This is a genomic window from Arthrobacter sp. TmtSoilC77 (genome assembly GCF_059739415.1).
Genome location: NZ_AP046050.1, coordinates 411,034 through 433,973 on the forward strand (window position 1 = coordinate 411,034; position 22,940 = coordinate 433,973).

At 60.6% G+C, this 22,940-nt stretch carries 26 protein-coding genes; 15 read left to right on the forward strand and 11 right to left on the reverse strand.

The genetic code is table 11. The annotated features are described in order from the left end of the window. Nucleotides 1–122: 122 nt before the first annotated feature. The gene (locus tag AC6I99_RS02015) at nucleotides 123–1,001 is read left to right on the forward strand and encodes a potassium channel family protein (protein WP_497960014.1); all 879 of its coding nucleotides are present in this window, start codon (nucleotides 123–125) and stop codon (nucleotides 999–1,001) included. 8 nt (nucleotides 1,002–1,009) lie between these two features. Here the strand turns inward: AC6I99_RS02015 and AC6I99_RS02020 are convergent, their stop codons facing one another. From AC6I99_RS02020 to AC6I99_RS02040, 5 genes are all read right to left on the reverse strand, one after another. Next, nucleotides 1,010–2,632: an ABC transporter permease gene (locus tag AC6I99_RS02020; protein WP_497960017.1), complete on the reverse strand. Its 1,623-nt coding sequence runs from the start codon at nucleotides 2,630–2,632 to the stop codon at nucleotides 1,010–1,012. Next, a complete protein-coding gene (locus AC6I99_RS02025; protein WP_497960018.1) occupies nucleotides 2,629–3,540 on the reverse strand; it encodes an ABC transporter ATP-binding protein in 912 nt (303 codons plus the stop codon). Before AC6I99_RS02025 ends, AC6I99_RS02020 begins: the two co-directional genes overlap by 4 nt. 213 nt (nucleotides 3,541–3,753) lie before the next feature. Continuing rightward, nucleotides 3,754–5,121: an ABC transporter substrate-binding protein gene (locus AC6I99_RS02030; protein ID WP_224166160.1), complete on the reverse strand. Its 1,368-nt coding sequence runs from the start codon at nucleotides 5,119–5,121 to the stop codon at nucleotides 3,754–3,756. Nucleotides 5,122–5,177: 56 nt separating this feature from the next. Next, the gene (locus tag AC6I99_RS02035; protein ID WP_497960019.1) at nucleotides 5,178–6,059 is read right to left on the reverse strand and encodes a carbohydrate ABC transporter permease; all 882 of its coding nucleotides are present in this window, start codon (nucleotides 6,057–6,059) and stop codon (nucleotides 5,178–5,180) included. Further along, a complete protein-coding gene (locus tag AC6I99_RS02040) occupies nucleotides 6,056–7,018 on the reverse strand; it encodes a carbohydrate ABC transporter permease (RefSeq protein WP_497960021.1) in 963 nt (320 codons plus the stop codon). Before AC6I99_RS02040 ends, AC6I99_RS02035 begins: the two co-directional genes overlap by 4 nt. A 462-nt stretch (nucleotides 7,019–7,480) precedes the next feature. Here AC6I99_RS02040 and AC6I99_RS02045 point away from each other — a divergent pair, with 462 nt between their 5' ends. Next, on the forward strand, nucleotides 7,481–8,197 hold the full coding sequence (locus AC6I99_RS02045) for an MgtC/SapB family protein (RefSeq protein ID WP_309929633.1): 717 nt from the start codon (nucleotides 7,481–7,483) through the stop codon (nucleotides 8,195–8,197). Between the two features lie 8 nt (nucleotides 8,198–8,205). After that, nucleotides 8,206–9,048, forward strand: a complete 843-nt coding sequence (locus AC6I99_RS02050) for a glycerophosphodiester phosphodiesterase (RefSeq protein ID WP_497960023.1) — start codon at nucleotides 8,206–8,208, stop codon at nucleotides 9,046–9,048. A 124-nt stretch (nucleotides 9,049–9,172) separates the two neighbouring features. Here AC6I99_RS02050 and AC6I99_RS02055 read toward each other — a convergent pair whose 3' ends face one another. Together AC6I99_RS02055 and AC6I99_RS02060 are read right to left on the reverse strand one after the other, a co-directional pair. After that, the gene (locus AC6I99_RS02055) at nucleotides 9,173–10,141 is read right to left on the reverse strand and encodes a hypothetical protein (RefSeq protein WP_497960025.1); all 969 of its coding nucleotides are present in this window, start codon (nucleotides 10,139–10,141) and stop codon (nucleotides 9,173–9,175) included. Beyond that, nucleotides 10,141–10,821, reverse strand: a complete 681-nt coding sequence (locus AC6I99_RS02060; RefSeq protein ID WP_497960027.1) for a DUF6318 family protein — start codon at nucleotides 10,819–10,821, stop codon at nucleotides 10,141–10,143. The genes AC6I99_RS02055 and AC6I99_RS02060 overlap by 1 nt, the downstream gene beginning before the upstream one ends. 178 nt (nucleotides 10,822–10,999) lie before the next feature. On the opposite strand from AC6I99_RS02060, the gene AC6I99_RS02065 reads away from it, so the two are divergent. From AC6I99_RS02065 to AC6I99_RS02100, 8 genes are all read left to right on the forward strand, one after another. Next, nucleotides 11,000–11,563 carry a hypothetical protein gene (locus AC6I99_RS02065; protein ID WP_497960028.1) on the forward strand — a complete coding sequence of 188 codons (564 nt, stop codon included), beginning with the start codon at nucleotides 11,000–11,002 and terminating at the stop codon, nucleotides 11,561–11,563. A 79-nt stretch (nucleotides 11,564–11,642) separates the two neighbouring features. Continuing rightward, the gene (locus AC6I99_RS02070; RefSeq protein ID WP_223947702.1) at nucleotides 11,643–12,080 is read left to right on the forward strand and encodes an Asp23/Gls24 family envelope stress response protein; all 438 of its coding nucleotides are present in this window, start codon (nucleotides 11,643–11,645) and stop codon (nucleotides 12,078–12,080) included. After that, nucleotides 12,077–12,268, forward strand: a complete 192-nt coding sequence (locus AC6I99_RS02075) for a hypothetical protein (RefSeq protein WP_216922303.1) — start codon at nucleotides 12,077–12,079, stop codon at nucleotides 12,266–12,268. The genes AC6I99_RS02070 and AC6I99_RS02075 overlap by 4 nt, the downstream gene beginning before the upstream one ends. Next, a complete protein-coding gene (locus tag AC6I99_RS02080) occupies nucleotides 12,265–12,645 on the forward strand; it encodes a hypothetical protein (RefSeq protein ID WP_224094995.1) in 381 nt (126 codons plus the stop codon). The genes AC6I99_RS02075 and AC6I99_RS02080 overlap by 4 nt, the downstream gene beginning before the upstream one ends. Continuing rightward, nucleotides 12,642–13,286, forward strand: coding sequence for a DUF6286 domain-containing protein (locus AC6I99_RS02085; RefSeq protein WP_497960031.1), 645 nt, complete (start codon nucleotides 12,642–12,644; stop codon nucleotides 13,284–13,286). Before AC6I99_RS02080 ends, AC6I99_RS02085 begins: the two co-directional genes overlap by 4 nt. Next, nucleotides 13,283–13,894: a hypothetical protein gene (locus AC6I99_RS02090; protein ID WP_224094999.1), complete on the forward strand. Its 612-nt coding sequence runs from the start codon at nucleotides 13,283–13,285 to the stop codon at nucleotides 13,892–13,894. The genes AC6I99_RS02085 and AC6I99_RS02090 overlap by 4 nt, the downstream gene beginning before the upstream one ends. Before the next feature lie 170 nt (nucleotides 13,895–14,064). Beyond that, nucleotides 14,065–14,400: a hypothetical protein gene (locus AC6I99_RS02095; RefSeq protein ID WP_224166168.1), complete on the forward strand. Its 336-nt coding sequence runs from the start codon at nucleotides 14,065–14,067 to the stop codon at nucleotides 14,398–14,400. 203 nt (nucleotides 14,401–14,603) lie between these two features. Further along, nucleotides 14,604–15,257 (forward strand): DNA alkylation repair protein, encoded by a 654-nt coding sequence (locus AC6I99_RS02100; RefSeq protein ID WP_309929466.1) that lies wholly within the window; start codon nucleotides 14,604–14,606, stop codon nucleotides 15,255–15,257. Here the strand turns inward: AC6I99_RS02100 and AC6I99_RS02105 are convergent. Further along, nucleotides 15,254–15,658 carry a helix-turn-helix domain-containing protein gene (locus tag AC6I99_RS02105; protein WP_224095002.1) on the reverse strand — a complete coding sequence of 135 codons (405 nt, stop codon included), beginning with the start codon at nucleotides 15,656–15,658 and terminating at the stop codon, nucleotides 15,254–15,256. The genes AC6I99_RS02100 and AC6I99_RS02105 overlap by 4 nt on opposite strands. A 296-nt stretch (nucleotides 15,659–15,954) precedes the next feature. On the opposite strand from AC6I99_RS02105, the gene AC6I99_RS02110 reads away from it, so the two are divergent. From AC6I99_RS02110 to AC6I99_RS02125, 4 genes are all read left to right on the forward strand, one after another. Beyond that, nucleotides 15,955–17,298 carry an ABC transporter substrate-binding protein gene (locus AC6I99_RS02110; protein ID WP_497943727.1) on the forward strand — a complete coding sequence of 448 codons (1,344 nt, stop codon included), beginning with the start codon at nucleotides 15,955–15,957 and terminating at the stop codon, nucleotides 17,296–17,298. A 96-nt stretch (nucleotides 17,299–17,394) separates the two neighbouring features. Beyond that, nucleotides 17,395–18,360, forward strand: coding sequence for a carbohydrate ABC transporter permease (locus tag AC6I99_RS02115; RefSeq protein WP_224095004.1), 966 nt, complete (start codon nucleotides 17,395–17,397; stop codon nucleotides 18,358–18,360). After that, entirely contained in the window at nucleotides 18,357–19,322 is a 966-nt protein-coding gene (locus tag AC6I99_RS02120) for a carbohydrate ABC transporter permease (protein ID WP_224095005.1), read from the forward strand. The genes AC6I99_RS02115 and AC6I99_RS02120 overlap by 4 nt, the downstream gene beginning before the upstream one ends. Before the next feature lie 125 nt (nucleotides 19,323–19,447). After that, entirely contained in the window at nucleotides 19,448–20,500 is a 1,053-nt protein-coding gene (locus tag AC6I99_RS02125; RefSeq protein ID WP_224095006.1) for a LacI family DNA-binding transcriptional regulator, read from the forward strand. A gap of 7 nt (nucleotides 20,501–20,507) precedes the next feature. Here AC6I99_RS02125 and AC6I99_RS02130 read toward each other — a convergent pair whose 3' ends face one another. The 3 genes from AC6I99_RS02130 to AC6I99_RS02140 all read right to left on the reverse strand — a co-directional run bounded on the left by AC6I99_RS02130 (nucleotide 20,508) and on the right by AC6I99_RS02140 (nucleotide 22,905). Continuing rightward, nucleotides 20,508–21,431: a DUF8083 family protein gene (locus AC6I99_RS02130; protein ID WP_497943726.1), complete on the reverse strand. Its 924-nt coding sequence runs from the start codon at nucleotides 21,429–21,431 to the stop codon at nucleotides 20,508–20,510. 33 nt (nucleotides 21,432–21,464) lie between these two features. Beyond that, nucleotides 21,465–22,271 carry an exodeoxyribonuclease III gene (locus AC6I99_RS02135; RefSeq protein WP_224166172.1) on the reverse strand — a complete coding sequence of 269 codons (807 nt, stop codon included), beginning with the start codon at nucleotides 22,269–22,271 and terminating at the stop codon, nucleotides 21,465–21,467. Nucleotides 22,272–22,338: 67 nt separating this feature from the next. Further along, on the reverse strand, nucleotides 22,339–22,905 hold the full coding sequence (locus AC6I99_RS02140; protein ID WP_497960035.1) for an HdeD family acid-resistance protein: 567 nt from the start codon (nucleotides 22,903–22,905) through the stop codon (nucleotides 22,339–22,341). Nucleotides 22,906–22,940: the final 35 nt, after the last annotated feature.

Here is a 22,940-nt window from a genome sequence, read left to right on the forward strand (position 1 = left end):
CCCCGCGATCACTGGAATGCAAGCCCCTCCCATACACACGTTTTGTCCTATAACCCAGGATCAGCGGGGTCAGGCGGCACACAGCGACCGCCGCTGAGTCCGGGAGGATTCTATGATGAGGCATGGACTTCGGAGACGTGTTGTGGACCGTGTTGGGAGCCGGGCTGATTCTGCTTATGCTCGTCGACGTCTTCCACACGCTGCTTTATCCGCACGGTTCGGGGCCGGTGAGCAGGATGATAATGCGCGGATTCTGGCTTCTCTCCAAACGAGTCAGGGGACGGGCCTCTTCGTTGGCAGCTCCCGTGGCAATGGCTGCAGTTATCGGCGCTTGGGCAAGCCTGGTAGTCGTGGGCTGGGCTCTGCTCTACCTACCGCACCTGCCGGAGGGTTTCGTTTACGAAGCGGGGGTGCCGCAGCAGAGTGATTTCTTCGAAGCGGTTTACGTCTCGATGGTCACGCTTTCCACGGTGGGTTTTGGAGACGTAGTGGCAGGCAACCCTCTGCTCAGGCTGGTCTCTGCCTCCGAAGCCGTCACGGGTTTCGGCTTGCTGACGGCCACGGTCTCCTGGATCCTTCAGATGTACCCTGCCCTGAACCGCCGTCGGGCTCTTGCCCACCAACTGAACCTGTTCAGGGAAGCTGCAGGCCCTGCCGGCGCATCTTCACTGGATCCGCGCCATGCCGCCGGACTCCTCGAATCGCTGGCAGGAAGCGTCGCGTCCGTAAGCGTGGACATGCTCTCTTTCCACGAAACCTATTACTTCCATGAAGTCGAGCCCAGGGGATCCCTGCCGGCCACTGTCATATATGCCCATGACCTTGCGTCGGGAGCCAAAGCGAGTGAGAACAGGGAACTCCAGTTTGCCGGGCGGATGCTGGAGGCAGCTTTGGAAGATCTCGCAACGGTTCTTCGTGGCAGATTCCGTCATCCTGGGACGACATCCCTGGAGGTGTTTGACAGCTATTCAACGCATCACAGACATCGTCAGTCCGGGTGACGGTCTGTTCATGCGGTGAGGTCCCGGCGTCGGATCCGCGCGACGGAGGACAGCGCAAGTGCGGAGGCGACCGCCGTTAGTGCGATGGCACCCGCGACGTTGAAATCCTCCACTGGCATTGCCGAGGAGTGCCGGAACGGGCTTAGGCCCACCAGCCATCCGGGTATCCCGAAGAAGTCCCCGAACTGGTCCAGCACCAGCGAGATGACAAGGATTCCCCAGCCCAGGGGGATGCTAAGTCGTGGGGCGATTGAGAATGCCAACGCGGTGAATGTCAGGAACACGAATGCCGCAGGGGCATGCGCCAGTGCCGCGGGCAGCAGGTAGCCTGCCGGTTGAGCAGCCGCCCCGGAGAGCCCCAGACCCGCGGCCGCCGCCGTCCCGCCGGCTATCATCACCAGCACGGCTGACCCGGCCGCCACCAGAACGTTGGCGCCGAGCCAACGTTCCACGGACTGGGGCGTTGAGAGTAGGAGCTCAGCCCTGCCTTCTGCTTCTTCGGCTCGCGTGCGTAGCACGGCCTGGATCCCTGACGCTGCAGCCAGTACCCCCACAATTCCCAACAAAGCTGTGATGAAAAGGTCCACCGCATCAACATGGACGCCGGGGACAAGCCGGGAGATCAGATCCTGGAGGGCTGAGCTGCCTGACAGGGCTTCCCTGACGATGGGTCCAAAAGCACCGGCCATGGCACCCAACACCCCCGCTCCAACGCACCAGCCCACGATGGTGGAGCGCTGCAGCCGCCAAGCCAGACCAAACAACGACCCGCCTCCCAGGCCCGCTCTTTCCTTCCCGTACCGCCGGCTTAGCAGAGCGGCCTCAAGGTCCCGGCGTTCCCTCACGAGAACGGAGGCGGAGGCCAACAGGACAGCCGCCGCCAGAAGTACCAGCAAAGGCAGTGGATCGGCAGCGGTGAAAGGCCGGGAGCGTTGGCCCCACCCGATTGGCGACAGCAACGAGACCCACGAGCTTGTCACGTGCTGCAGATCGGCGTCGGGAGTGCCCACGGCATCCCCGACACCGCGCATAAGGTAAGAGGCACCCACCAAAGCGGCAGCTACCCCGTTGGCGCTGCGCCCTGATGGCATGGCCTGGGCCACCGCTGAGCCGACCGCGCCGAAGAATAGCCCTACAAAGGCCACGGCTGCCCCGGTCATCAGGGAACCAATTACCGGTAGCCCGGCAGCGATGAATCCCGCGCCCACTGTCCCCGCCAGCACAAGGTTGGCAGCCGCAGCCAGCACCAGTGTGGCGATCAACGGCGCGGACCTCCGGTGTGGTGTGGAACCCAGGAGTTCTGCGCGTCCGAGCTCTTCATCCGTGCGCGTGTGCCGCACAGCCAGGAAGGTGCTCATCAGCGCGGCGAGGACGGCCGTGAACGCGTAACCCTGGAAGAATACGACCGCGCCGGTGCTGGTGCCGTCCGGGACGCCCCGGACGAAAAGGAAGGCCGGACTTGACGTGGCCACCGTGATGATCGCAGTGCGTGAGGGCGTGTCTCCGAATTGAGTGGCGACCGCTGTTGCCGTGGCGAACTCCAGCACCGTTATGCCTCCAACCCATAAGGGGAGCACTAGTTTGTCCCGCTGGGCCTGGAAACGCACCAGCTGCAGCAGGCCGGGCTTCACTGCATCTCCGGAGTGGCCTGGCCATAGTGGCCCAGGAACAGCGATTCCAGGGAAGGCGGCGAGGCGGAGAAACCATCGAATCCCAAGGCAGATAGCCCGGCGAGGAGAGCGGGAACGTCGCCGGCGTCGGCATCGAATTCAGCGCTCGTTCCGTCAATGCTCAGGTCATGGATTCCCGGAAGCGATGCCAGTCGACCTGGACCGGTCAGTCCGGTCACCCGGAAGCGGGTGCGTCTTAGGTGCCGTAGGTCTGCCAAGGTCCCTGTTTCGACGGCCGTGCCGGACCGGATAATAGTGACCCGGTCACACAGTTGTTCGACCTCGCTGAGGATATGGCTGGAGAGCAGGATAGTGGCTCCCTCCTGGTGGACCCGTTGAATCTCAGCACGGAACACTGCATCCATGATGGGATCCAACCCGGAACTGGGTTCATCGAGCAGGTAAAGCCGGGCGGTGCGGGCGAAGGCGGCGATGAGTGCCGCCTTTTGGCGGTTGCCCTTGGAATAGGTTCGCGATTTTTTCCGCGGATCAAACTCAAAGTCGGTGATGAGTCGTCTGCGCAAAGCCTCATCAGCCCCGCCTCGCAGCCCTGTAAGCAGGTCAATGACTTCACCGCCGGTGAGGTTCGGCCACAGTGCGACGTCGCCGGGAACATAGGCAATATCCTGGCGGGCACGGACGGGTTCCACCCAAGGATCGCGGCCGAAGACGCGAACGGTTCCCGATGAAGGGCGGATCTGTCCCAGCAGCACCCTGAGCGTTGTTGATTTTCCGGCCCCATTGGGACCAAGAAATCCGTGGATCTCCCCGTCGGAGACTTTGAGATTGAGACCGTTCAAGGCACGTGTCCGGCCGAAGTCTTTGGTGAGCTGCGTCGATTCAATGATGGGGTGGAGTAATGCGTTCATGGCCGGTCCGCTCCTCGGGTCCACAGACGAACGCGACCGGCGGACGCCAGAGCGTTCCGCGGCTTTCAGCCACGGGCCGACCAGGCTTCCCGGCTCTCCGCTCCACAGCATACAAGCACCGTGGCACCCCGGAAAGGGCAGCAATCCGGTTCGTTAATCCTCGTGCGTAAGCGTAGGCACCCCCAACGATGCCTACGCTTACGCCGCCGGGGCTTACGACTTCAGCTTCGGTTTCACATCCTTGTTGTAAATGCCTTCCAACGTTCCCTTCAGCTCGGTCAGCGTTGCTTGCACATCGGCCTTTTCATTCATGATCCTGGTGGCTGCCTTGGCCAGCTCCTGGTCTCCGCCGGGAAGGAACGTTCGGGCAAAGTCCTGGGTGCGGGTCTCTTTGAGCTGGTCTACGACAGTTTGGAATTCCGGTGTCTGGGCAACAATCGCCGAGATATCTGCCGCCTCGGCCACAGGTAGGTAGCCGGTTGCGGCAGACAGAGTTGACGTGCTCTGCGCGTTCGTCATGAACGTGACGAACTTGGCCGCTGCAAGCTGCCGTTCGGGCGACGTTTTGCTGGCGATCACCAAACCGGAACCGCCAGTGGGACAAACCTGCGACGCCGCGGCCGAACCGCCCGGCAAAAATCCGACGTCGATCCTCATGTTGGCTTCTTTCGCAGCCTTTAGGGTGGCGGCGAGGTCGGCGGACGAGCTGATCGTGGCGCTGATTGCACCGGCTTGAAGGTCGGTAATGGCGTTCTTGGAGGAGACCCCGGCCCAGCCATTCTTCACAATGGAGTCCTGCACCCACTGCATCGCGGCAACAGATTGGCTTGAATTTGCCGTAATCTCCCACTCCTTGGACCAGCCGCCGCCTTGGCCCCACAGGACGTTTTGCAGGGTCCAGCCGGCGTAACCTGCGATCGCCGGGTACTGGTAGGCGTTTTGGTATCCGGAAGCTGAAGCATTCGCCGACTTGATCCTGGGTGCCCACTCGGCGAACTCTTCCCAGGTTTTTGGCGCCCGCTCGGGAACTCCGGCCGCCTTGAAGTGGTCCTTATTGAAGTAGAACAACGGGGTTGAACGGGCGTAGGGGACTGCCCACAGCTGATCAGAATATTCGTAATCGGCGATCAAACCGGACTTGTAGTCGGAGGAGCTGACATTGACGGCTTTGAGAAGCGCATTAATCGGAAGGATGGCACCTGAAACGGCGTAGCGGAACCACCACACGTCCGACGCCACGACCACGTCCGGTACTTCGCTCCCGGCCTGGGAGGTTTGGAACTTTTGCGCCACTTCCTCGTAGTTTGAGCCTCCGGTGATGAGGTTGACTTTGATATCCGGATTGGCCGCTTGGAAGGCCTCTATCAGCTTCTGCTCCGTATCCCGGGACTTACCGGGATGGCTGGACATGAAACTGATGCTTGGGGCAGGTTTGATCTTGGACCAATCCTCCGGGGAGAGCGCCTTTGCGGATGTGCTTCCGGCATCAGTCGAGGGACCGCCACAGGCTGCAAGCGCGACGGCGGTGACTGAAGCACCAGCCAAGCCGAGGAAATGCTTCCGGGAAAGTGTTTTTGACATAGGGGAAGTGCCTTTCTAGTGATCGAGGTGCCCAAGCAACCTCGAAGGGTGGAGTTTTAGCCTGTAACCGAGCCCTGGGTGAGTCCGGAGACGATGTATCGCTGCAGTGCGGCAAAGATGAGCAAGATCGGTAGAAGGACGATCACCGCGCCGGCCATGAGCATGCCCCAGTTCTGGGTGCTGCCATCGCTGTTAACCAGCTGCGTTAGACCCACAGGAAGGGTCATCATGTCTGGATGGTCGGTGACGATCAGTGGCCAGATGTACTCGTTCCATTCAGAAACGATTGTCACCAAAGCCACGGTTGCGATGCTCGGCACGGACACCGGGACAACGATCTTCCAGAGCTTGCGCCAGTGGCCCGCTCCGTCGATTTCCGCCGATTCCAGGATTGCCGGCGGCAGTGTGAGGAAATGCTGCCGGAGGAGGAAAGTGCCAAACGCCGTTCCGAGGCCTGGAAGGATAATTCCCCAATACGTGTTGAGCCCTCCCATGCCTGCGATCAAAACGTAGTTGGGAAGCACGGAAACCTGCGGCGGGACCATCAGCGCAACCAGAATCAGGAGGAAGATCACCCTCTTGAAGGGGAAACGGACAAACACGAGTGCGTAGGCCGTGAAGACTGCAAGTACGCACTTAATGGTGGATCCGATGACCGTGACGATCACGCTGTTGAGGAAGAATCGCGCGAAGGGCACGGTGGATGCTGCGTCTGCGTAGTTCTGAAAGCTGGGGCTCTTCGGCAGCCAGGTCAGGTTTGTTGTCACGATCTCGCCGGGCGCTTTGAGGGAACACAACATCATCCATAGGAGGGGCACGAAGACAACCATGGTTGCAAGCAGAAGGGGGACGTAACCCCCGGCAATCGTCTTGCCAAGGTTTTGCCAGGAGAACGGGCGGTCACGGCGTGGTGTGGCTTCAACGGTGTTGGTGCTCATGAGTAGTGAACCTTTCGCTCCACGAAGCGCAACTGCACGGCCGTCATGACGAGCAATCCGGCGAACAGCACAACCGAGATGGCCGCGGAGTATCCGGCCCGGTTGTAGGAGCCGAATGCCTGAAGGTAGGAGTCAAAGATCAGCGTGCTGGTTCCGTTGCCGGATGGAGTCATGATGCGGATGATGTCGAACGCCTGCAGGGAGCTCAGCAGTGAGGTGATCAGGAGGAAGAAGGTGGTGGGGGAAAGAAGGGGAAGCACCACCGACGTGAAGCGCCGCAGGCTACTGGCACCATCCAACGAGGCAGCCTCCAGGAGCTGGGTGGGAATGGATTGCAGACCTGCCAGATATACCACTGCGCAATAGCCGAGGTTCTTCCACACGTACACGATGATGACCATGAGCAGCGCGAGCTTAGGATCGTTGACCCACTGGGGACTCGCCTGGCCAACTGTGCGGAGCATCCATGAAAGGACGCCGTACGTCGGATCGAAAATGAACAACCACACCAAGCCGACGCCGACGCCGGAAAGGACATAGGGCGCGAAAACCACTGCCCGGGCGAATGTTGTGCCCTTCAGCCTCTGGTTAAGAGCCAACGCCACCAGCAGGCCCAGCATCATCGCACCGCCAACGGTGGTGATCGTAAATATGGCAGTTACGCCCAGCACGCTTGAAGCGTCGGGGGAGGTAAAGAACTCCACATAGTTACCCAGTCCCACACTCGTTGCTGTGGCCGCCCCGAGCGTCCAGTCGAGGGTGGAATAGTAGAAGTTGGTGACCAGCGGACGGTATGTAAAGAGGAGGATGAGCAGGACATTGGGTGCCGCAAAAGCGGCAAAAACCCATGCGTCCCTGCGTGTTCTCCGGTTCCACCGTCGGTTCTTCGGGGTGCTTATTGGCGGTCTGTGGACCGGTGCCCTGCTGGTTTGCGCATCACTTGTACCTAATCTGCCCATGGAAAACCCTCACGTTGACCCCCTCGTCATCGCTGTCCGGGCGACTTAGCACTTGCAAAAAAGCATTTGTTTCAAATTTGACCTGACAACCTAACTTCAGGTCATGGTCAACCTACACACAAAGATGGCTGATCACAAGACCCGATTCCGCGACGGTGGAAATAGGCTTCCGTGGCGTGTTGCCGGGCATTCCAGCCACAAATACTGGCTGAAAATATCATGCTAATACGTCCTTACAAAGTTCGTCGGTCAATTTGCACGAATGTGCAGAAGCGTTGACTGGTACGTTCCGTGGCTTGAAGAATTAGCGGGAGGACCGGCTCGCGTCGTGCCTACCTTGGGCTGCTTTTGCATGGAACATCCGTATCGGACTGGATCTTCCACAAAGAGGACAGAAGAAGGGGGTTGATAACCGAATCGGAGCAGTAAGTGATCTTCAGCGCGGATACACAGTGGTGGCAGATGTGTCTGGCCTTGGCCGCAGCACTCGTCCTATCCACAGCCATAGGGTTTGAACGCCAGAGCAAGAACAAGTCGGCGGGCATGAGAACTCATGCCATGGTAGGACTTGGAGCCGCACTGTTCATGGTGGTGAGCAAATATGGCTTTAGCGACGTCCTGACGGTGGACCTGGTGAGGCTGGATCCCTCCCGCCTGGCGGCTCAAGTGGTTTCCGGCATTGGCTTCATAGGGGCGGGGCTAGTGTTCGTGCGGCGGAACCAAGTCCGCGGATTGACGACAGCAGCCTCCATCTGGGTTACAGCAGCAGTCGGAACGTCCGCCGGGGCAGGCCTCCTGCTTCCCGCGGTATTCGTCACCGCAGCCCACTTCGTCATCGTCTATGTCTATCCCGTGGTGACTGCGAAGCTCCGCTTTGGTTTGCCAAGCCAGTGGATGTTGAAAGTTACCTATATGGACGGTGTCGGAGCCCTGAGGGACGTGCTTCGAACGTGCACCGAGCAAGGTTTCCGTGTTCAAGGTTTCGCTACGACGCGGGGTTCGGCCGAGTCCAAGGGCGTGATGGACCGGTTGATGACTGCTACCGAAACCGCCGCCACAGCTGACCTCATTGAGATAGAGCTGGAGATTGAAGGCACCATGGCAGCGTCGGACATCGTGGCCCAACTGTCCCAGCTCACCACTGTTATTGAAGTTTCCGTCGTGGACGAATCGGAATAGGAAGATCAATGATCGAAATTCAGGGCCACCGGGGCGTTCTTGCCACACGGCACGGGAATACGTTGGCGAGCTTCGTCGAGGCACTTCGCCTTGGCGTTGATGCCATAGAAGTCGATGTCTGGCTCACGTCTGACATGCAACTGGTATTGAGGCACGACGCCGTCATCGGAACCGCCGACATCAGGTTGGAAAGCATGCTTCAGGCTGTAGTTGAGAAGCACCCGGCGACGATTACCGACGTCGATCCTGAAACGCGTGCGCCGTCGCTGTCCGAGACCCTTGCGTTGTTGCGATTCGCCAATGCCGCCGACGTCGTTCTGGACATTGAGGTCAAAACTGACGGTGCGGCCTGGGACCAGTATGGCCACGGAATAGTGACTGAATTGTCCAGGCTGCTCAAGGCTCACCAGGGTGAACAGGCCTTGCGCGTCCGCAGCTTCGATCCTCAAATCATTCGGGCACTGTCAGGAATGTTGCCTGGAGTTCCGCTGGTGGCGCTGAGCAGGGAGAGCCCCGTCCGGTCGGTAGGCCTCTATCCTTCTGCCGTTAAGGAATTTGTGATGGCTGCTTTGGCAACCGGCGCTTCCGCCATTGCGCCCGCCTTTGAAATTCTCGACGCCGGATTGGTCGCCGAGGCTCATGGCGCCGGCCTCAAGGTGTTCCCTTGGACTCTGGCGACAAGTGATGAAATCAGCGCAGCCGTCCAACTCGGAGTCGATGGGATCTGCGTCAACGATGTAGCCCTGGCGCGGCAAGTCCTGGGCGAATTGGGCCAGCCTCTTGCCCCGTCCCGCGCCATCGCGTTGCCATTGCTGCACACGGCTTCTCCGCCGGACAAGTGGTTCTCCTGATCCCCTTGGGTGTGTTCCTCTTGGGTGCTGTGGCTTCCTGACCTTCTTTGCGGGCCAAGGCTGCTGTTTTCGGGCGATCTGGGTCCCTTTTTCTCTCAAGGGGGTCGGGAAGCGACGGGTTCCGTCATTTTTCGGCGTTGGGGCAGCCCCAGGATGTGGGGTTTTCCTGGCAGGTGTCGGCGACGAGTGCTTTTTCTGTTTTCCAGACCTGGATGGTTTTTGGTGGGGTGGTCAGGTCCAGGGTTCCGTTGATGGGCAGTGGTGGGCCGTTGTTCACGGAGTAGGTGCCGGTGAAGCTGGTGGTGATGGTGGCGGGGTAGTTCCCTGTTGCCGTGTAGCTGTGGCTGGTGCGGGTGTCGTTGAGGAGCCAGTCGGCTTCGGGGATCGAATAGCCGGCTGCGGGGGTGGGGCCGAGGCTGGTGCCGTCGCCGAAGGTGTAGGTGAAGCTGGCCGGGGTGGCTGTCAGGTGGACGGTTTGGCCGAGGATGGTGATGTTGAAGGCTTGTTCGGTGGCGGTGGTGTAGAAGTTTGTGGGTCCGCCTTTGAGGGTGTGGGGGAAGGGTTGGGCCTCGAGGGTTCCCGCGTTGACGGGGAGTTGGCGGAAGTCGTTCAGGATCCGGGCTGCAATGTTCGCGAGAACGTTTTCGGGTTGGGCGTCGTACAGGCAGGTGGGTCCGCTGACGGGGATCCAGTTGGTCCAGCCGGGGTTGGTGATGGACTTGGGGGCTTGTTTCCAGATCACCGGTGTTCCTTCATCACCGCCCGGTGTTGTGGCAGGGCAGCTTAAGGCCAGGCAACCGGGGTCGACGGTGTCGGGGCCGTCCGCCCGGCAGTGGGTATCGGCCATGTACTGGTTGGGATCCTCCGCGGCTGATGGGCCGTCTAGCTTCGGGGACGACTTCCCGGTGATCGGATCGAACTGCCATACAGCGCCCACATAAGCCGAGCCCTCTTGGAAGCCTGCATCGGGGGCAGGTTCTGTTTTGGACCGGGTCTTCGGTTCCAAGGCGATCTTGGTGCCTGCTGCGACCTCGACGGCTGGAATGAGCAGTGTGACCGCAAGCGCAACAGCGCACACAGCCTTCAAAAACATCATCGGATGATGCCCACATCTGTGGTCTGCCAAGAACCGTCACGATAGTCAGCAAAGAAGGCAGCCGCGTCATTGGTTCCTGCAGTTGCCGAACGACTCTCCCTTCCTCCGGGATCGAAGTAGTGAATTTCCTGCTGAATTACCTGCACCTTGCCCTGCTGCGAAGGCAATGCTGGATCCCAGAAGACTTCGACAACCGGCGTCTGAAACGTTCCCCCTACAAGCCAGCGATTGTCGGTGTAGTTGGCGTTTATGGATTTTACGAGATGACCGCAGAGCACGCATGTCATTGAGGATTTTTCCGTTACGCCAGTCGTTTCGCCCGTCTCGTATGCGTAACTGAACAACTGAAACCAATAACGGATAAACGCCTCCAGCCCCTCCTTCGTGTTCTCCTTCGCCAGCTCGGGCATAACGGGCACCGGCACGTTCTGCGCTTTGCCCTTCGCATCCGCGGGCCTGTAGACGCCGGAGGGAGCGGTGGTCGCGGAAGGACCAACGGCAGAAGGTGAGCCGGACGCGCCAGAGGTGGGGGACGCCGTCGTCGGGCCTGTTTCTGAAGATGGTTTGCCCGGTGGGCTGCCGCCCTGGCAGCCGGTGAGCAGCAGCGAAACCCCGAGCGCAGCAGCTGCCACGCGGACGATGAGAACAGTAAAAGAGGCAAACGAAAGGCGTGGCATGACAGGCTCCCCAGCGGCTGTTTGGTGATGTGTCGGCCAGTCTAGGTGGCGCGGGCTTCAAGGACCCTCTCGAAGAGAACTGCCTGTGGATAACCCGACCTCTGTTCACTGCAGGCCGCCAGGCGTATTCTTGCCCTCGCCGGTTCGTCATCGCACGCAATCCAATATGGGGGACACCATGATCGAAACCACAGGCTCCAGCACGTCCAGTCTTCCTGGAAGGAATCGCAGGAAAGGTGCAGGCCGGCGAGGTACAAGCCCGCTGTTGCTTGGGTGTCTTCTCTCCGGGACCTTGGCGCTCAGTGCCTGCTCTTTCCCGCTGCCGGTTGCACAGCCGACGCCAATTGCGTCGTCGAACGCCCCAATAGCCAGCGCCCCACAATCCAGTGCCGAGCCGTCCGCGGAGATCAGTGCAAGCCCGGATGCGACCACAGGCACAGGCGGCGTCTATGGCGAGTTCGCTTCCTTGTCTGAAGCGTGCATCTCCGTCAGTGCCGCCATGCTGAGCGTGACCATCCTTCCGTTGGCGGCCTTGGTGGGCGGCGACCCGGAAGATATCAAGAAGGCCAAGGAAGAACTGTCGCAAATGCAGGGCAAGGTGCCTGACGAACTGAAGCCGAGCTTTGAGAAGCTGAGGGCGTATACGGAGTCCGCCGGAACGGATTTCCGCAAGTACGGGGAGCCTGAATTCGAGGAACTTATGAAGCCGATCCAGGACTGGATGGATAAGAACTGCAAGTAGCCGCCGCGCACACTCGCTTCTCTCACAAAGCGTCGGAGCTAGACGCTAGGGTGGTACTCAAGAGAAGGGGAGTGCTTCGATGTCAGATCAGAACTTGCAGATCGACCCTGCGCCTGAGGGCGAGGTCCTCGGTACCGGACGCACCATCATCTCCGAGGCGGCAGTGGCAAAAGTAGCCGGCATCGCTGCACGCGCGGTTCCAGGTGTCTACTCCCTGGGCTCAGGTCCATCCCGCGCGCTTGGCGCAATCCGTGACGCTGTTGGCAGTTCGGACCATGCCGCGGGTGTTCGCGCCGAAGTGGGCGAGACCCAGGTAGCGGTGGACATCAACCTTGTGGCTGTCTATGGGCATCCCTTGCACAGCGTCGCCAACCAGGTCCGCGCTGCTGTTTACCGGGCTGTTGAGGAACTCGTCGGGCTGCAGGTCATCGAGGTCAACATCGAGATTAACGATGTCTATGTGGCCCCGCCGCCCAAGCCCAAAACCGTCGTGGTCGAAAGGGAGGCACTGCAATGAGCATGACCGTTGTGGGAATCGCGATTGGCGCCTTCGTGGCGTTCATGTCCTTCCAATTCGGGCTGTGGGGCTTCCTTATCTCCCTGCTCTTCATGGGCATAGGCGCCCTCCTGGGCCGTGCAGCTGAAGGCAAGCTTGATCTTCGCAGCGTCCTGGACGCCATTACGGGCCGGCGCTCTTCGTCATGAGCGTGGCTGGGGCTGTGGAACCTACCACCAGCCTGGCCGGACATAACCGGATCAGTACCCAGGCTTTGACATCGCTGGCACAGGCCGCTGCCGCCGAGGCTCTCGGCGTGGAACCCAGCGACATCCGCGCAGATTGGTCGGACGACGACGGCCTGCTGGCTTTGTCCATCGTGGCACCTATCAGCATCCCCGCGTTGAGTGAAGTACTGCGCAATCCGGAGCGTGTCCAGGGCTTCGGCGGCTCCATCTGGGACCGTGCTGTGGCCGCAAAGGCAACGGTGTTGGAGCGTGTGACCCGGCTCAGTGGTTTCCGCATAAGCAGGGTGGATATCAGGATCAGTGGAGCCCACGTTTCAGAGGGAGGCCGCGTCCGGTGACACAGGACCAGCAAACGATCATTGAACCTTCTGACGCTGGCTCCGGAGCCGGCCCCATCGCCGGCGAGGACCCGGCAATGAGCCGTGTCCTGCGCAGGGAAACGCACTCGTCCCGGGCTGGAGCAGCCACCATCGCCGCCGTGCTGGTGATCATTCTCTGCGTCCTCGCGCTTCTGGAATCTGCGCTCCGAGCCATCGGCCAACCGCCATGGCTTATTGACCCAAGCACGGCAGCGGAGCGCATCATCGCACTTCCGGCGGGCATGCCGCCTCTTCTGCTTGGCGCCAGCGGTGCTGTCATTGCCATGGTCGGACTGTTTTTCCTCCTTCACGCTGTTTTACCAGGCAGACGGGCCCGGCATTTGCTGCGGGACCCACGCACCGCCGTCGTCGTTGATGACGAAGTGCTGGCCTCGGCACTTGCTCGTCGTGCGCGGACTGCCGCCAACGTGACACCGGAACAGGTCATGGTGATTGTGTCCAGGCAGTCAGTGGTGGTCAACGTCCGGCCCACCTCCGGCAGCAGGGTCAGCGAGGAAGCCGTCCTACAGGCAGTGCAGTCCGAACTCGATGAAATGTCCCCCTTTCCCATGCCCACTGTTCGGGTGAACCTCTCTACGTCGGGGGTGGTCGGCGCATGAACGAAACACCGCGTGCCCTCAACCGGGTGCTTCTCTTCATCATTGGCGTGAAACTCCTGGCCGTTGGGCTGCTTCTTCTCCTGCTGGCGACTGTTCCGGCCGTAGCAACGTGGTGGCACGGCTGGGCCGCGGACATGTGGGCCCGTGCCGAGGATGCATTCCAGCGAACCCGGTTCCCCGGCCGTGAGGAAAGTTGGCTGTGGATTGTGGCCGGTGTGGTTTTGGTGGCCATCATTATTGCGATGGTCGCCTGGGTGTCGCAACAGGGTAAAGGCCGGGCCAACCTTCTGGTGGCCAGCGACGATGAGAGCCATGTGGACGGTGAGGTCCAGATCGGTGGCGGCGTCGCGGAACAGGCGCTCCGGGCAGCTTTGGCAGATCGGCCGGACCTCGCCGGCGCGTCTGTGGCCACGTATGAGGTCAAAGGCCAGCCCGGATTAAGGGTGCGCATCCAGCCCCGGCAGGGCGTGGCACCGCACCTCCTTGCCGCCGAAATTTCACGGCTGGTCGAAGCCCTGGACCTGGTGATCGGCAAGAAGACGCCCGTATTGGTCCATATGGCATCAGGGGCCCGTGCGAAATTTACAAAAGCTGAACGGGTTCGCTGACTGTCCTGGCTAATTTTGCCGAATATTTCACTCCGGGTGTTTTGCGTTGCGTAACCCGCGTGGATGCCAATAGTTTGAAAGTAGAGGGGGAAACTCCCTGATGCGATTGATTGCTTTGCAGGGTAAATACCGGGAGTGATCAGCGTTCAACCGTCACGAAGGAGAGCACCATGAGTGAAGAAACCACGGGATCGGAAGCAGTGGAAGGCGCTGCGGGCAAGGCCAAGGATGTAGCTGGCGAGGCACTTGAAAATGCGAAGGAATTTGCCGGCGAGGCCGCTGAAAATGTCAAGGAGTTTGCTGGAGCGGCTGCAGAAAACGTCAAGGAATTCGCAGGCGATGCAGCAGAAAACGTCAAGGAATTTTTCGCCGGTGACGTGAGTGAGAATGCTAAGGAACTTGCTGGTGACGTTGCCGGGAAATCCAGGGAAATCGCCGGAGATGTTACCGAAAACGTGAAGGGTCTCGGCTCCAAGATCGCAGGCCTGTTCAAGGGCGGGAAGTAGCCCTAACCGCATGGTGCGGGGATGGCAGTTCAGGAACGTGGTGGACCGCACCTTATGAGCTGTCATCCCGCCTTGCGGCTAATCGGCGAACCCGCACATCCACGCCTAGTAGGCTGAGTTTCACACGCGATGGATGGGAGGCTCCAGTGGTCGGGAAAACTGCGACTGGTACGGCTGCAACTGGGACGACGCTGGCTGGCGTCATGGCCGAGCTGGCCGCGCTGGAAGACCCGAGGTCGCGCGAGGTGAACGAAAAACACGGTGACGATCACGGTGTGAACCTCACTAAGTTGCGCGCGATTGCGAAGCGGTTGAAGATACAGCCGGAACTTTCCCGCGAGCTTTGGGAGACCGATGACACCGCGGCGAAGCTGCTGGCACTGCTGATCTGCCGGCCTAAGTCGTACGGATCCGATGATCTGGACACCATGCTGCGCGAGGCCCGAACCCCCAAAGTCCATGACTGGCTCGTGAATTACGTGGTCAAGAAGAATCCGCACGCCGAAGAGCTGCGGGTGGCCTGGTTTGCGGACAAGGATCCCTTGGTGGCGAGTGCCGGTTGGGCGCTGACCTCGGAGCGCGTCGTCAAGGATCCGGCCGGCCTGGACCTTACCGGGCTGCTGGATGCCATCGAGGAGGGGATGAAGGACGCCCCGGACCGCCTGCAGTGGGCGATGAACACCTGTCTTGCCCAGATCGGCATCGAACACCCGGAGTATCGCGCCCGCGCCTTGAGTATTGGTGAGCGCTTGGAGGTTCTGAAGGATTACCCAACTCCGCCCAACTGCACCTCTCCGTTCGCGCCTGCCTGGATCAACGAGATGGTGCGCCGGCAGCAACTGTCAGCAACCAGCTAGCCCCTGTTGCGGTGCATCATCCGGTACGTCAGTTCTGCGAGGAGTTCCTCGTCTGAAAGATGCGAGGCCCGGGCTATAGGGGCTGCCGGTACCATGACGCGAGGCCCCGGGGACTGCCGTGGCTCGTCGCTGCTGCGCATGTCGTCCGGAGTGATTTGGTCCGGAGCGAAGCTGGATTTTCCCTTGAGGACTTCAGACATGGATCCAGCGCGCCACCCCAGGGCGTGCTCGAGCTTGCGCTGATTGATTTCCTGGGTGCGGCGCGTACCGGATTCCAGCGTTCGTACAGTCTTGATTGCCGTTCCAGCCTGCTTGGCCAACTGCACCTGGCTCAGCCCTTGGGCCAGCCGTTCTTCTTTGATCAGGCGGCCGATAGTCTGGAGTGCTTCAAGTTCATCCACACTTCCCACTGTTGCATAGGCAATACTGGGCAAACAAATCTCATGACGTGCATGTTGGACCCTCGCCTTCCTCTTGCCCGTGCGGTGGCGGCGGCTGCAGGCGGCGGTTTCAAGACGTCGACGACGGCGCCCGGCAATCGCTGCGGTGCAGTTCCGGCGCGATGCAAAGGTTACTTTGTATCGTTGTGGTTACGGTCGGTGTAAGCGCTTGCATTTCTATGGACAACCTCGCTAGTGTGAGGGCCACCACATCAATCGCGCCACGATTTTCTTGTACTCAGCGAGGAGTCTTCAGCATGAAAAAAACCAAGTACCTGCTCCCGGTCGCAGCGGCCGGCGTTCTGGCACTTACCATGTCCGCATGTAGCGGAAACAGCGGCGGCGGCGGCGGAAGCACCGCGTCGGACGACTGTTCCGCATACGAAACCTACGGCAAGCACGACGGCAAGACGGTCTCCGTGTACTCCACGATCGTCGACGTCGAAGCGACAAACCTCGAGGAATCCTGGGCACAGTTCGAAAAGTGCACCGGCATTACGGTCAAGTACGAGGGCAGCAAGGAGTTCGAGACCCAGATCGGTGTCCGGGCCCAGTCCGGTACGGCCCCTGACGTAGCGATCTTCCCCCAGCCCGGTCTTCTGGCAACGCAGGCCAAGGCCGGTTACCTGAAGCCCGCTCCCAAGACTGTGTCCGATCTTGTGGACAAGAACTGGTCCGCAGACTGGAAGAAGTACGGCACGGTGGATGGCACGTTCTACGCCGCCCCGATGCTTGCGAACGTCAAGGGATACGTCTGGTACTCGCCCAAGACCTTCAAGGACAAGGGTTGGCAGGTCCCCAAGACGTGGGACGAAATGATGGACCTGACCAAGAAGATCGCAGACGACAAGACCATGAAGCCATGGTGTGCCGGATTTGAATCGGGCGAAGCCACGGGTTGGCCGGGTACCGACTGGATCGAGGACGTTGTCCTGCGTGCCGAAGGCCCGGAAGTCTATGACAAGTGGATCACGCACCAGATTCCGTTCAATGACCCCAAGATCGTCAACTCCTTCAACAAGGTTGGCGACATCCTCCTCAACCCGGATTACGTCAACGGCGGCTTCGGTGACCCACGCTCGATCTTGAGCACCGCGTTTGCCCAGGCTGGCCAGCCGGTTCTGGACGGACAGTGCGCCATGCACCACCAGGCATCGTTCCAGGCAGCCAACTGGCCTGCCGGTACCAACGTGGCCGAAGACGGCGACGTCTGGGCATTCATGACGCCTCCGGTGGATGAATCCAAGGGCACTGCCATCACCGGTGGTGGCGAGTCGGTTGCCGCGTACAAGGACACCCCTGAGGTCCAGGCATACCTGGCATTCATGGCTAGCGCCGACTTCGCCAACAACCGTGTGAAGCTCGGCGGCGCCATCAGCGCAAACAAGGGCCTTGACCCGAACAACGCACAGTCGGCCCTGGACAAGCAGTCCATCAAGCTCCTTCAGGATCCCAAGACCGTCTTCCGTTTTGACGGTTCGGACCTGATGCCGAGCGCCGTGGGTTCCAACTCGTTCTGGAAGGGCATCGTTGCCTGGATCAATGGCAGCTCCGCCCAGCAGGTAACTGACAGCATCGAGTCCAGCTGGCCCAAGGGCTAACTCCGAAAGCGCTGCCTCCCCTGGCTGGTTTGCCCAGTCGGGGAGGCAGCGTTTTTCCCGGAACCTAGTGATTCACTCACGCCCCGGAGGTTGGGTATGGAATTTATCGGAGGAAAACTCCTTCAAGTAGTGATCGCCCTCGCGATCTTTGCCGCTATTATCGGCATCCTCATGCTGGTGGTGGACAGAGCACCGAAATCAGTCAAGGACAAAGTTACGGTGGCAGGATTCCTGGCTCCCGCCGGAATCCTGATGCTGGTGGGCCTCGTGTACCCAGCGGTGCGCACGTCAATGTTGGCCTTCACGGACGCCAGTGGCCAAGGCAACGGATTCGACAACTTTGTTTGGATGTTTACCCAGCCTGAGGCTTTGACCACGCTGCGTAACACCATTATCTGGACCGTCCTGGTCCCCCTGTTGTCAACCTCTTTCGGCTTGGCCTACGCCGTCTTTATCGATAAGGCCCGCGGAGAGCGGGTTCTGAAGTCCCTGGTCTTCATGCCGATGGCCATCTCCTTTGTAGGCGCCGGTATCATCTGGAAGCTCGTGTATGACTACCGCGGCCCCGGCATCGAACAGACTGGTGTGATCAACTTCATCCGTGACGCGTTGGGAATGAACCCCAAGCAGTTCCTCCTCGACGCCCCGGAAAACACGGTGTTCCTGATCATCGTGATGGTCTGGATCCAAACCGGCTTCGCCATGGTGATTCTCTCCGCGGCCATCAAGGGTGTCCCCGTGGAACTCATCGAGGCGGCCCGCTTGGATGGGGCCAACGCCTGGCAGCAGTTCCGCAACGTGACGGTCCCGGGTATCCGTGGGGCGCTGGTGGTGGTCCTGACTACTATTACGATCGCCACGTTGAAGGTATTCGACATTGTTCGAACCATGACGGCCGGTAACTACGACACGTCGGTTGTGGCCAACGAAATGTATACGCAGGCCTTCCGTGCCGGTGAGCCGGGACGAGGTGCCGCATTGGCCCTGATCCTGTTCCTCATGGTGCTGCCCATCGTCGTGTACAACGCTCGAGTCCTTCGCAAGCAAAGGGAGATCCATTGACAGCCACGCCAGCCCCGAAAGAGGCGTCCAAGGCCGCCACCCGGCAGCGTCCTGGATCGGACCCCACGGAGGACGCCCAGCCGATGATGCGCAGGGTCAAGACCAAGCTCACTTCCAAGTGGGCCACAGCGGCAGCGATCATCATCGCCGTCGTATGGTCTGTCCCGACTTTTGGCCTCTTTGTTACCTCATTCAGGCCCGCAGCCAAGCAAGTAGGCCCCCGCTCAAACGGCTGGTGGAATGCCTTCCTTGACTGGGACTTCACCTTCAAGAACTATGTGGATGTCCTTACCCCGGCGGGCTCGCAGTCCGCCAACCTTTCCCAGTACTTCATCAACTCCGTGGCGATCGTCATTCCAGTCACCATCTTTGTGCTGGTATTGGCGTCCATGGCCGCCTATGTTTTCGCATGGGGGAAGTTCAAGGGCCGCGACGCACTCTTCATTTTCGTCTTTGCCCTGCAGATCATCCCGCTCCAGATGGCACTGATTCCGCTCCTGCAACTCTTCACGCAAACCCTGCATTTGCCTGCGGGTTCGTATGCGCAGCTGTGGATTGCCCACACCATGTTCGGCCTTCCCCTGGGTATTTTCCTCCTCCACAACTTCATCTCCGAGATCCCGGGTGAGGTTATCGAGGCGGCAAGGGTGGACGGTGCGGGACACAGCACCATTTTCTGGCGGATCATCCTGCCGCTTTCCGTTCCGGCCCTGGCTTCTCTGGCGATCTTCCAGTTCCTGTGGGTCTGGAACGACCTCCTGGTTGCGCTGGTGTTCTCCGGCGGAACGGCCGACGTAGCACCTATCACCCAGCGTCTGGCCGAGATTTCCGGCACGCGCGGTGCCAGGGACTACTTGAACCCGGCCGCGGCCTTCGTGTCGATCATCATCCCGCTTCTGGTGTTCTTCGGCCTGCAGCGGTACTTCGTCCGGGGCCTGCTGTCCGGCGGTCTCAAGGGCTAGACAATTGCAGCGTTGGTTACGCAGCGGAACGACTCCGCTGCGTAACCAAGGCCTGCACAAAATAGACTGATTCTTCGCCATGAGACAGAGAACGGCGAAGTGAAGGCAGCCGGAGAGGGGGGCCTGTGACACGAACAACGGGTAGGTCCCAGCGCGGTGGTCATACAGGCGTCAGCATCGAGGACGTCGCAGCAGCAGCGGGAGTGTCCACGGCTACCGTTTCCAGGGCCGTCAGGGGACTGCCACGGGTTTCGCCGGCAACCCGTGAAAAGATCCTGGAAGTGGCGGCGTCGCTGGGTTATGTGGCGTCGTCGTCGGCGTCGGGTCTGGCCACCGGGCGCACGCGCACCATCGGTGTCCTGGCGCCCTTCGTCAGCCGTTGGTTCTTCTCCAAGGCAATCGAAGGCGCGGACAGGGAACTGCACTCACGCAAGTACAACCTCTCCCTGTTCAACCTTGGCGGCCATGGCAGCAATCGCGAGCGGCTCTTCAGCTCCACCATGGTTTACAAACAGATCGACGCCCTGCTGGTGCTGTGTATGGCGCTCAGCGAGGACGAACTGGAACACCTCCACAAGATCGACATCCCGTTGGTGGTTGTTGGCGGACACGTTGAGGATTGTGCCTACATCGGTATCAACGATTACGACGCCGCAACCACCGCCGTGCGGCACCTGCTGGACCTCGGACACAAGGACATTGCCCTGCTCCATGGCGATGACGAGACAGACCTGAACTTCGACGTTCCCCGCGTCCGGATCCGCGCCTTCCAGGACGTCATGACCGACGCCGGTTTGGAAGTCCGTCCCGAGTGGGACGAATGGGGTGACTTCACGGTTGCCAGCGGGCAGCAGGCATTCAACCGCCTCTGGAGCCAGCCCGGACGCAAGCCTACGGCCATTTTCTGTTCCTCCGATGAAATGGCCATGGGGGTCATCTTCGAAGCCACGCGACACGGCGTTCGAGTGCCCGCGGACCTCTCAGTCATCGGAATCGACGACCACGACTTCTCCGAAGCCCTGGGCCTGACAACGGTGGGGCAACGGCCGGACGACCAAGCCGAACTGGGCACCAAGATGCTTTTGGACGAACTCGATGGCATCGCCGGTGCCGTGCATTCAGAGGTAGCGCCGCACCAATTGATTGTCCGGGAGACAACAGCACCGCCGTGCCGGTGATGACAGCCTACGAGGCCCGCGCCAACTGCCGGATGGGGATCCAGCGCGAGGCCAGCCGGCGATAAGCTGCCGCTGCGCCCGTCATATCTCCCTCAGCAAGGCACTCGATCCCGAGGCGAACATCCATGGGGGATTCGTCCGGGTACACCTTGTCCGCCACAGCTCCGTAATCCAACTCCACCATGGACTGGACATGGAACAGCTCCAGCCACTCGGTGAGCTGCGTGAGATCGTCCAGCATGTCCAGGTCCGGGGCTGCCAAAGCCAGATGGGCTACGGCGAAGCGTGCCCTGTCCAGGGCCTCCGTCAACGGCGTCCACACCCGGACAGTGAGGATATGCCCGTCCGATTCCACCACATCCTTGCGGTCAGACTCAGCGAAAAGCGAGAACCAACTAAAAGGGATACCCCAGGTGGAGGCCCGGGTGTGGACCCGCTTGGCTTCCTCCCCGGCGTTGATGCGATCGATCCGCGCTTGGTGCTTGTCCCGCTGCGAAACCGGAATCAGCAGATCGGCCAGCGGGCTGTGCACACCATCCATGAGGGCATTCGCTGCCAACCCGGCGCGAATCACCAGTTGGCTGGGGCAGTAAAGCAGCCGTCCGGCGTCGTGGGCGTCCTTATCCTGGGCCGACGCGCCGGTGGCGGCATCTGTGGAACTGTCCGCCGCAGTGTGCCGCCCGCCAGGGACGCGCGTCATTCGCACCAGATCAGTCCGGCCGGTGGGGAAGGGGTCCCCGCCCGTCCGGGTGATGCGCCCCAGCGAGGCTTGGAGCTCAGCGTTTTCGACGGCGGCCCGGGACCGGATCTTGCTGCTGTCCGCCACGAGCTGGCGCTGCTGCTCCGGCGGAAACGCCTCAAGGGGCTCGTAGATGCGCAGGGACGAAGAGAACGGCAGTCCTGCCTGGCCCCTATACAGGTTTCCAGTCATCTCCAGCCGGCCCCTTTCGTCCATTAGCGGTGATTAGTCTGCAAGCTCCACGATCACGGGAGCATGGTCGGAAGCGCCCTTGCCCTTACGTTCCTCGCGGTCGATGGAGGCACCGGTGACCCGGGCAGCAAGCGCCGGTGAAGCCAGGCAGAAGTCGATGCGCATGCCTTCCTTCTTGGGGAAGCGCAGCTGCGTGTAGTCCCAGTACGTGTAGACGCCAGGGCCGGGTGTGTAGGGGCGAACGACATCTGTGTAACCGGCCGCTTCGAAGGCGTGGAAAGCGGCGCGCTCCGGCTCGCTGACGTGCGTGAAGTTGTTGTTGCGGAACAGTTCGATGTCCCAGACGTCGTCATCGAACGGTGCAATGTTCCAGTCGCCCATGAGCGCCACCTGGGCGGTGGGCTCGGTCTTGAGCCACTCCGCGGCGTTGCCTTGAAGGACGTCAAGCCACTTGAGCTTATACGGCATGTGTTCGTCGTCCAGGGAGCGGCCATTGGGAACATACAGGCTCCAAATGCGGATGCCGCCGCAGGTGGCGGCAATAGCGCGGGCTTCCTGCGCGGGATCCTTGCCGGCCTTGCCGAACATCGGCTGGTCCAGGAAAGTGCGTTCTACATCCTCCAGCCCAACGCGGGACGCAATGGCGACGCCGTTCCACTGGTTCACGCCGAAGTGCGCAACCTCGTAGCCCATGCGCTCAAAGAGCTCCCACGGGAAGTTATCGTCCTTGCACTTGGTCTCCTGGATGGCCAGGACATCACAGTCGCTGCGCTCAAGCCACGCTTCCACGCGGTCGGCACGGGCACGGAGGGAGTTCACATTCCAGGTAGCTATCTTCACAGCCACTAACTTACCGAACTTAGCGCCGAGCGCATCCCCTCATGAAGGATTGAGCGTGACAGGCCGATTAGTGGGCGTACATGAAGGCAGACGAGGCGCCCCTGCGCATCTTGATGCCGCAAACGATCAACAACAGCCCCGCAACAGCGGAGAATGCTGCCAGCAAACCCACCACGCCCAGGAACCCGAGGCTGGGATTGATCAGGACAAAGAGTCCAAATACCGCAGTCACAAGACCTGTCAGCAACCAGACGCCCCAACCATTGACCGAGTTCCTTGCAGCAAACGCGAAGACGATCTCGGAAAGCCCCAGGACCAAGGCCCAGAGCCCAATCAGGATGCCAAGTGCTGCAGCTGTGATTCCCGGCCATGCAACCGCCACCAAACCCGCGGCGATGGAGATGAAGCCGCCCACCATCGTCCAGCCGGAATGGCGTGAAGGGTCATAAAAGTAGTGGGCTACGTTGGTGAGGCCGTCCACGATTGCGAAGATACCGAACACGATAACCAGCCCGAAGACCGTGGCTACCGGCAAAGATGCCACGAGGAAGGCAAAGAGTACGGCCAGAATTCCGCGGACCAGCAGGGCGGTTCCGGAATGTTTGAACATCTTGCGTGCCGAAGCGTCGGACATAGTGCCAGCTTAATCGAAGGCGGGCTGCGGATATA